At 47.1% G+C, this 9917-nt stretch carries 9 protein-coding genes; 3 read left to right on the top strand and 6 right to left on the bottom strand.

Annotated elements, in window-relative coordinates:
- The 5 genes from NK638_RS10640 to ispF form a co-directional block, all read right to left on the bottom strand.
- On the bottom strand, positions 1-678 hold a 678-nt coding region (locus NK638_RS10640; RefSeq protein WP_274633005.1), incomplete at its 3' end, for an AEC family transporter.
- A gap of 440 nt (positions 679-1118) precedes the next feature.
- Complete coding sequence (mnmG, locus tag NK638_RS10645; protein WP_192994094.1) at positions 1119-3014, bottom strand: tRNA uridine-5-carboxymethylaminomethyl(34) synthesis enzyme MnmG; 1896 nt, start codon at positions 3012-3014, stop codon at positions 1119-1121.
- Between the two features lie 277 nt (positions 3015-3291).
- Entirely contained in the window at positions 3292-3819 is a 528-nt protein-coding gene (locus NK638_RS10650) for a hypothetical protein (RefSeq protein ID WP_274633006.1), read from the bottom strand.
- Positions 3820-4002: 183 nt separating this feature from the next.
- Entirely contained in the window at positions 4003-4353 is a 351-nt protein-coding gene (gene grxD / locus NK638_RS10655; protein WP_274633007.1) for a Grx4 family monothiol glutaredoxin, read from the bottom strand.
- 246 nt (positions 4354-4599) lie between these two features.
- Positions 4600-5097, bottom strand: coding sequence for a 2-C-methyl-D-erythritol 2,4-cyclodiphosphate synthase (gene ispF, locus NK638_RS10660; RefSeq protein ID WP_274633008.1), 498 nt, complete (start codon positions 5095-5097; stop codon positions 4600-4602).
- Positions 5098-5249: 152 nt separating this feature from the next.
- Between ispF and mnmA the strand changes: the two genes are divergently transcribed.
- Both mnmA and purB read left to right on the top strand, forming a co-directional pair.
- Positions 5250-6479, top strand: a complete 1230-nt coding sequence (gene mnmA / locus NK638_RS10665; RefSeq protein WP_274633009.1) for a tRNA 2-thiouridine(34) synthase MnmA — start codon at positions 5250-5252, stop codon at positions 6477-6479.
- A gap of 284 nt (positions 6480-6763) precedes the next feature.
- Positions 6764-8155, top strand: a complete 1392-nt coding sequence (purB, locus tag NK638_RS10670) for an adenylosuccinate lyase (protein ID WP_274633010.1) — start codon at positions 6764-6766, stop codon at positions 8153-8155.
- A 166-nt stretch (positions 8156-8321) separates the two neighbouring features.
- Here the strand turns inward: purB and NK638_RS10675 are convergent, their stop codons facing one another.
- Positions 8322-8516: an NF038104 family lipoprotein gene (locus tag NK638_RS10675; RefSeq protein WP_274633011.1), complete on the bottom strand. Its 195-nt coding sequence runs from the start codon at positions 8514-8516 to the stop codon at positions 8322-8324.
- Positions 8517-8649: 133 nt separating this feature from the next.
- Here NK638_RS10675 and NK638_RS10680 point away from each other — a divergent pair, with 133 nt between their 5' ends.
- Positions 8650-9822, top strand: a complete 1173-nt coding sequence (locus NK638_RS10680) for a cupin domain-containing protein (protein ID WP_274633012.1) — start codon at positions 8650-8652, stop codon at positions 9820-9822.
- The last annotated feature ends 95 nt before the right edge of the window (positions 9823-9917 follow it).

The following is a 9917-nucleotide window of genomic DNA, read 5'->3' on the forward strand; positions in this document are numbered from 1 at the left end:
CATCGATTTCAAATCAATACTAGCACCAGCGCAAATCAGTGCTAGCGGCAATGCAACCGCTGCTAATAGATCACCCGTTGTATGAATGACGCCTGTAAGCGGTGGCAATGGCAATGCCTTATAAGCGAATGCTGATAGCAATGCCAAAATAAGTGGGTTGGTAAAAACTTTTTTGAGGATCATCGTGCTGCGGCTAATCAATGTGTCATCCACACTTTTGGAGACACGGCTCAAAGTGATGACCGCTAAAAGATTAAACAGAATGGTCACCACGCCCATATAGACGGCACCAATACTCAAGCCGCGCTCGCCATAAGCATTGGCAACGGTTGCAAGGCCAATAATCGCCATATTACTACGAAAGACGCCTTGGACAAAAACCCCTTGATCGATGGGCCGACTGACAAAACGCTTGGCATAGAGCTCTGCACCGACAAACAAAATAAAGGTCACGACAATGCCTGCCCCGATTAGCGTGATTTGCTTAGCATAGTCCACTTCACTGTCGACCACACTAAAAAAAAGCAAACACGGCAAGCAGTAATTAAACACAAAGCTTGAGGCCTGATCGATAAAAACCTGACTGGCCTCACCGCGCCTTTGCATAAAAAACCCCAACCCCATCAGCGCTAGGTTAGGTAAGACAATGGTAATCGCAAAAATGATGGCTTCTATCATAAAAAACTCAAAAAACACCATAGACGCACAGCAGCACGTTTGCCGCCATGCCTCTATATCAGGTGATAAGGTGACTAGAAAATCAAATAAATTCCTAATCTAGCATAAAATCGGCTGACATTTGGTCTATCGCAATGCAGCTATAGTCAATTCTACATAAAACTTGCACTATTAAATGCCGCAAGAGATATCTCTTGTCCGTGTTTGGGTAGATGATCTTTTACTGCCGCTGGCAGCTCTGATAAGGTATTGTAAGGCATAGTCGCACTCCTTTTTGTCATTAATTGGCTTCATTGCCGATACAGTATTCTACCTGCTATTACTGCTGTCGCCAAAAACCGCCAAGCCCTTAGCAACAAAAAACCCATAATGACAAATCATTATGGGTGTTAGGGCGAGCCTCTTGCCGTCTTATATTGAATGACAAATCTGTGTCATCATCAAACGCTAAGCGTCGCCTGTGCTTTTTTTTGTTTTTTGACCGTCATAGCCAGCAGCTGAACCGCCGCCGGCGTCACACCGCTGATGCGACCAGCTTGACCCAGCGTCGCAGGCCGTACTTGCGATAGCTTTTGTACGATCTCATTTGATAAGCCTGAGACCACACTATAATCAAAATCCATCGGCAATGCCGTACTCTCCAAACGCTTCATTTGCTCAATCTCTTCGGATTGACGGTCGATATAGCCGGCGTATTTGACCGAGATTTCTATCTGCTCGCCTACTTGCTCATCGACTTGCGAGTCAGTCATCGCAGCAATATCCGCAAAGTGAATCTGCGGACGTTTTAGTAAGTCAAACGCCGTGGCTTCTTTGGATAAGACCTCACCAGTTTGCTCAGTAAGTTTTTTTCCAAGGGCATTAGCAGGCGTGGCCCACATGTCTTTTAGACGAGCCGATTCGGTAGCGATGGCATCCATTTTGTCTTGATATGCTTGCCAGCGAGCGTCATCAACCAAACCGAGCTTGCGGCCCGTCTCGGTCAAGCGCTGATCGGCATTGTCCTCACGCAGGAGCAAACGATATTCAGCACGGCTGGTAAACATACGATACGGCTCTTTGGTACCGTGGGTGATGAGATCGTCGACAAGTACGCCCAAATACGCCTCGTCACGGCGCGGTGTCCACGTCTCAAACTCACTATTATTGGTGGTGACGAGTGCCGCATTAGTACCAGCCAGCAGCCCCTGCACGCCCGCTTCTTCATAACCTGTGGTACCGTTGATTTGCCCTGCAAAGTACAAGCGATCAATGGATTTGGTCTCAAGCGTGGGCTTTAGGCTTTGTGGATTGAAGTAGTCGTATTCGATGGCATACCCTGGACGGGTGATGTGTGCATTCTCAAGCCCTTTCATACTATGAATAAACTCTAACTGCACATCGAAAGGCAAGCTGGTGGAGATACCATTTGGATACAACTCATGTGTGGTCAGGCCTTCAGGCTCGATAAAGATTTGATGACTGTCTTTATCCGCAAAACGATGAATTTTGTCTTCGATAGACGGGCAATAACGCGGGCCTACGCCTTCGATTTTACCAGAAAACATCGGCGAACGATCAAGGTTTTCGCGGATGATGTCATGGGTACGCGCATTTGTGTGGGTGATATAGCAATTGACTTGCTCAGGATGCATAGAGACATCACCCATATAGCTCATGACAGGCAGCGGCGTATCACCCGGCTGTACCGTCATAACGCTAAAATCCACCGTACGCGCATCGATACGCGCAGGTGTGCCTGTCTTTAAGCGGCCGACTGGCAGTTTGAGCTCACGCAAGCGGTCAGCCAGCTTGATAGAAGGCTGGTCTCCTGCGCGGCCACCTTTTGCGTTTTCAAGTCCGATATGAATGACACCGCCCAAAAACGTCCCTGACGTCAGAACGACTGTTTCTGTCTTGAAAACAATACCTGTCGAGGTAACCACCGCTGTCGCACGGCCATTTTCTACTAAGATATCATCGGCCGCTTGTTGAAATAAGTCAAGATTGGGCTGGTTCTCAAGCGTATGACGAATGGCGGCTTTGTACAAGATACGATCCGCTTGTGCGCGCGTGGCACGTACAGCAGCACCCTTACGGCTATTTAGCACCCGAAACTGGATACCCGCCTTGTCGGTTGCCAATGCCATCGCACCACCTAACGCATCTATCTCACGTACTAGGTGCGACTTGCCAATACCGCCAATCGCGGGGTTACAGCTCATTTGTCCGAGCGTCTCAATATTATGGGTGAGTAGCAAGGTCTGCGCGCCCATACGTGCGGCTGCCAGCGCAGCTTCTGTGCCAGCATGACCACCACCGATCACTATCACGTCGTAATGTTTTGGGTATTGCATGTATGCCTCACTTGACTCATAACGCGGCCCTCGCTCACTACTTTTTTGTTACGTAGCAAACGCCCAGCCCACAAACGTCAGTCGAATTAAAATCGAAGAAAAAATAAAAAGAGACAACGGCTCAGATAAGCCGCTGATCAGGGAGTAGATGACCCACTATTATAACAATTTTTTGATGTGTAAAAAATGCTCAAACAAAAACTATTTATAGCAAATAACTGAGGAAGCCAAAGCAAATAGTTACCGCTTACTTACTCATAAAGCCGTATAAATGCCATTACTCTATGCTATTACCAGGGCTTAGTGGCACGATACGATCTTTTTGACTACTGCCTAGCATATGGCGACTGCCATAGCCTTCTGGATTGATTTGCAAATACGCGTTCATTTGTCCAATCGCCTCACCATCGTTGCTGGCCAAGATAGTCTCTTTGATATGATCGACAGGCGGTAACGGCAGATTTTTGAGTAAGGCCAAACGCTGCGTATTGTCGCCTTTATTGACGACCAGCTCAATAAGCTGGCGCGCATCGATGGGCAAATCAGGCGTGTTTTGTGCCAACAAGGCCAAGTGATAAGCACCTGCTGCGTCTTGATCGGCCACGATACGCTGCTCAATAGCGATATAAGTCGCTTCAGTGGCACCGCCTGCCACACTGAGCTGATGGATACACTTAAGTGCCGAGTGTGGCTCATTATTCGCCATATCCATCAGACGCTGCGACTCAGCTTTTAAATGCTCGCGGCGCTTTTCAATAGCGGCTTGCTCATTTTGCGGGGCGGTGCTTTTTTCAGGATGATTCATAAGTATCTCTTATTATTAAAATGGCGTTTATCCTAAGCCCTATATGGGGCCAAAACCGCTAAAAACAATGCAAAGTGCCGCATCACGCCCACAAAAAACCCGAGCCGTGCGTAGGCAGACTCGGGTCTTGGACAGATGTTGCGCCGTTACAGAGACCTTAGCGGCCACATCTTCATACAGATATTACGCTGCAGGGCTGTTGGCTTCAACCAATGGCTTAAGCTCACCTGATTGATACATCTCTAAAATAATATCTGAGCCGCCCATCAGCTCGCCATCAATCCATAACTGCGGAAACGTAGGCCAGTTGGCAATCTTAGGCAAGGTCGCACGAATCTCTGGGTTTTCTAAAATATTCACAAAGGCAAATGGACGGCCGATTTGCGTCAAGACTTCGATCGAACGTGCAGAGAAGCCACACTGCGGAAATTGTGGCGTACCTTTCATATAGATAAGGACTTTGTTGTCACGGATCTGATCACGAATCAGTTGTTCGACATCGTTTGCAGCAGTGTTTGGGGTTTGCTCACTCATAAAAGGCTCCTATTGATAAAGCGGTTTATTAAAAAGGTATGTGGGGTAACGATATTGCCAATTATTCATTCGATAAACAAATAGATAAACAAAGAAATAAAGGCTATGGCTGATACATGGGGCGATGGTCCGTATATTACAAGCATGGCTTGCTAGCGTTTGATCCATCGCCTAAACATTGTCAGTCCTCATAAAAGAAGTGCCAATATTATATCCCTCATCATTGCATCACCCATCACAGTCATGCTACCGAGGCTCAGCAGCGAGCAATAATACCACGGCACTGGCCATAATGCCCTCTTGACGACCGGCGAATCCTAGCTTTTCAGTAGTCGTGGCTTTTATGCTGACATTACTGATATCGGTTTGCAAATCACTGGCAATGTTGGCGCGCATCGCTTGATTGTGCGGCGCAAGTTTTGGGCGCTCACACATCACGGTAATATCAGCATTACCAATCTTGTAGCCGGCGTCGACTATTTTGCTATAGACATAACGTAGCAGTACTCTTGAATCAAGGCCAGCATGCGCGGCATCAGTATTAGGGAAGTGCTGCCCGATATCGCCGAGCGCCAATGCACCCAGTAGCGCGTCAGCAAGTGCGTGTAGCACCACATCACCGTCTGAGTGCGCCAGCAAGCTATGGGTGTGCTCAATCGGCACGCCAGCTAATATGACATATTGTTGCTGTTCACCATTGTTATGAAACGCATGAACGTCAATACCTTGACCAATTTTTATCATTGTTCATCCAAAATTTTATTCAACATAAGCGAAACTTTTATGAAAGCATCTAAGCTATTTTTAAAACTAGAAATTAGCTTGATAAGCATTGATTTTTAATTCAATGCTATAATATAGCGCCTATGTTATCACAAATTGTTGAGCGCTCCGTTATGCCAGTTACATCAGCCACGCAAAATTTATCCAGTCAAGCTACTACGATCACTCACCATCGCCCTCTAAACTTAGCCGACATCGATAGCCCAAACACGAAGCGGGTCATCGTTGGTATGTCAGGCGGTGTGGACTCTTCGGTATCAGCCGTACTCCTGCAGCAAGCAGGCTTTATCGTTGAAGGTCTGTTTATGAAAAACTGGGAAGAGGACGATGGCACTGAGTACTGCACGGCTATGGACGATCTTGCCGATGCGCAAGCGGTCTGTGACAAAATCGGTATCAAATTGCACACTGCCAACTTTGCGATGGAATACTGGGACCGCGTGTTTGAGCATTTTTTGGCGGAATACAAAGCCGGCCGCACCCCTAACCCCGATATTTTGTGCAATAAAGAGATCAAATTTAAGGCGTTTTTAGACTATGCGCTGACGCTTGGCGCTGATTATATCGCTACCGGTCATTACACGCGCCGCAGTGTTAATTACAAAAATGTCGAAGGCATGGAGGTGGCCCAGCTACTGCGCGGCCTTGATAACAACAAGGACCAAAGCTACTTCTTACATGCCGTTGGCGGCGACAAGATAGCCAAGACTTTATTCCCAGTCGGAGAATTAGAGAAGCCTGAAGTACGCCGCATCGCAGAAGATCATGATTTAGTGACCGCGAAGAAAAAAGACTCAACCGGTATTTGCTTCATTGGTGAGCGCCGCTTTAAGGACTTTTTGCAGCAGTACTTACCTGCGCAAAAAGGCGATATCGTCACCGACGATGGCCATATCATCGGTACGCATGATGGGCTGATGTACTATACTTTAGGTCAGCGCGGCGGCATCGGCATTGGCGGTGTAAAAGATCGTCCTGAGGAGCCTTGGTTTGTACTGGCAAAAGATTTGGCCAAAAACCGTCTAATCGTTGGTCAAGGTCACGAGCATCCGATGCTGATGAGCAATGAGCTGCAAGCGTACAAACTCGACTGGGTCGATGGTGCTGCACCCAAAGCTGTTTTTACTAGCGAAGGTTTAAGCTGCATGGCAAAAACGCGTTATCGCCAGCCAGATCAGGCCTGCCGTGTGTTTGCGACAAATACTGATGGCAGTGAGGTACGCGTGGTCTTTGATGAGCCGCAGCGCGCAGTGACGCCGGGTCAGTCTGCGGTGTTTTATATCGATGAGGTGTGTTTGGGCGGCGGCGTGATTGAGTCTATTGATGCGCCTTGCGGTTTTTAGATAGGGTTTAATTTTTGACAAGCGGCAGTAGCAACCGTTACTGCTCCGCTTGTCATGTCGTCCGTTCGCGTTTGGATTATGATCCTCAATCGTTTTTGACTCCTCTCTCTATTCAATTTCCCCCAAATCTATTGACGTTGACATCTGTCTTTGACGTACTATTAATTCGTGGGAAATATCGCTGACACTCCCTTTTTTGCATCAGTTTTTGCTATAATTGCGCCACCAAAATTTACTGCTGTCGTAAGCAGTCATTCACTTTCTGTTCACTCAAAGGCGATACCATGACCCCACTTACCGCTCTCTCCCCAATCGATGGCCGTTATGCTTCAAAAGCTGACAGCTTACGTCCTTATCTTTCTGAGTTTGGTCTTATTAAAGCGCGTGTCACCGTTGAGGTCCGCTGGTTACAGTCGTTAGCAGATAATGATGCCATCGGTGAATTATCAGCGTTTGATGCAGATACCAATGCCTTTTTGGATAGTATTGTCGATGACTTTAGCGAGACCGATGCCCAAGCGATCAAAGACATCGAAGCAACGACCAATCATGATGTAAAAGCGGTTGAGTACTTTATCAAAGATAAGTTTCGCGGCAATCAGCAGTTAGAGGACAGCCTAGAGTTCATCCATTTTGCTTGTACCAGTGAAGATATTAACAATTTGTCTTATGCGCTTATGCTCAAAGACAGCCGCGAGCTTGTGGTTGCTAAAATGCAGCAAGTGACCGATAGCATCGTTGACTTGGCGATTACTCACGCTGATCAGCCCATGCTGTCACGCACGCACGGTCAAACTGCTAGCCCAACTACTCTAGGTAAAGAGATGGCCAATGTCGCTTATCGCTTAGCTCGTCAAATCAAGCAAGTTGGACAAGTCGAGCTACTCGGTAAAATCAATGGCGCGGTCGGCAATTACAACGCTCACCTATCGGCCTATCCAGAAGTCGACTGGCAAAGTCATGCTGAGCAGTTTATCACCGAGCGCCTTGAGCTGACGTTTAACCCTTATACCACTCAGATCGAGCCGCATGACTATATCGCTGAATTGTTTGATGCGGTCAAACGTTTTAATACTATATTAATCGATTTTAACCGTGACATTTGGCAGTATATTAGCTTAGGCTATTTTAAGCAGCGCCTAAAAGACGGCGAAGTCGGTTCATCTACTATGCCGCACAAGGTCAATCCCATTGATTTTGAAAACTCAGAAGGCAACTTGGGCGTGGCCAATGCCATGCTTGCGCACTTAGGCGAAAAACTGCCAATTTCACGTATGCAGCGCGATTTATCAGACTCTACCGTCCTGCGTAATATCGGTGTCGGCCTGGCGCAAAGTATGATTGCTTATGATGCGTGCCTAAAAGGCGTGGGCAAATTGGAAGTCAATCCTCAGCGCTTAGATGACGACTTGGAGCAAGCGCAAGAGGTACTTGCCGAGCCGATCCAAACAGTCATGCGTCGCTACCGCGTCGAAAACCCGTATGAGAAACTCAAAGCCCTAACCCGTGGCAATGCCATGACGCGTGAGGCGATGCTCACCTTTGTAGACAGTGATGAGCTGGCAGCTGTTTCTGATAGCGACAAAGCGCGCTTACGTGAGCTTACGCCTGCGACCTATACTGGTAATGCCGCTGAGCAAGCACGCGCTATCAAAGACTGGATAGCAAAGCTATAAAGTTTGCTAAGGTGAATTGAATACCTTAAAGCAATAGAGATAAGGCACAATTGCCTCATCTCTATTTGGTCAAACTGGCTATACATTCGCCTAAGTCCATACAAAATAACAACCTTACTTTGCATGCTATGACTGTCTTAAAAACTCATAGGTGATCAGTAAGGTTTTATTTTTTATCCTTTTTATCATCATCGTCATCACTGTCGCCTGGGATGATGGCCTTGCCGACCGCGACCGTTCCTTTGACCACGCCTTTGGTGGTTTTATAGGCTATTTTGGCAGGGACAGTCACAACTTTGTGCACACAGGCTTGTAAGACAAAGATACTTGCGATGATGACGATAAAATGCAACTTTTTCATAAACTTCCTATAATTTTAAGATAAGCCGATAGTCTTTGTATTAAGCTATCGAAAAGTCATCATAAACGATTAAAACTCTCCTATAAAGTCATCCTGACGATTAATTTTTCCTAATTTTTATATGGATTTACCAATGAGCGCTATACCCCTTTGTTTACCTGATAATATGACCCCTGAGCAATTCTTAAACGAGTATTGGCAAAAAAAGCCATTGCTGATCAAGCAAGGTCTGCCGCAACTAATCGGTATGTTTGAGCCAGAAGATATGCTGGGTCTGGCTTTAGAAGAAGACGCTTCAGCGCGCCTGCTCACACAAGCGGCAACTAAGCCTGTCGATGAGCCGCAGTGGCAACTCAAAAAAAGCCCCTTAAGCGAAACCGACTTTGACAACCTGCCAGCGCAGTGGACAGTCCTTGTGCAAAACCTTGAGCAATGGTCACCTGAGCTTGGACAACTGTGGCAAGCGTTTGACTTTATCCCGCAGTGGCAGCGTGACGATATCATGGTCTCATATGCGCCTGCGGGCGGCTCGGTCGGCAAGCACTATGATGATTATGATGTGTTTTTGGCGCAAGGCTATGGCTCTCGCCGTTGGCAGCTAGGTAAATACTGTGATAAGAATACGGAGTTTGTCGCAGATGAGCCGATTCGAGTATTTGATGATATGGGCGACATCATCTTTGATGAGATATTAGAAGCGGGTGACGTGCTTTATGTGCCGCCCAAACTCTCGCATTTCGGCGTGGCGCAAGATGATTGTCTGACGTTTTCTTTTGGCTGCCGTCGTCCAAATTTGATGCAAATTATCGATAGCTTAGCGGATATCGCCACCAACGATAGCGATTTGTTTATTCCGCTGCTATTGCCGCAAGCACTACAGGCATCTGGCGCATTGCAATCAGAAAGTATCAGTGCGATCAAAGAGCAGCTCTTACACATGCTACAGTCTGAGCGTGGTGACGATATCATTCGTCAGGCAGTATCTGAGGTGGTCAGCAAGCGTCAATATGACGCGCTGGTACCAGAGGAGACGCTGGACACAGATGAGCTGATACAGGCCTTATCAGAGGGCGCTGCGCTGCAAGCGGATTATAGCAATCGGCTGCTCTATCATAAACATGCCGGTGAACTTATCCTGTACGCTAATGGTCAACGCCTAGATGGTCTAGATACTATTGCCAAACAGACATTGCAGCGCTTGGCAGATGGTGAAGCTTTGCAGGCGGATGATGTTGCAGACATCGATCCCGATGACTTAATGGAGTGGCTAGAAAACGGCTGGGTTTGGCTTGATTATGCTGAGTAACTGCTCATTGTTTTGTACAAGTTATCTTGTATAGGCCATCTTAGGGCGTGTTGAACATTCGCAAATAGGCACTGCTGATCGCTAAAATTGTTCCA

This window comes from Psychrobacter sp. A3 (assembly GCF_028823565.1).
Taxonomy (GTDB): Bacteria; Pseudomonadota; Gammaproteobacteria; order Pseudomonadales; family Moraxellaceae; genus Psychrobacter; species Psychrobacter celer.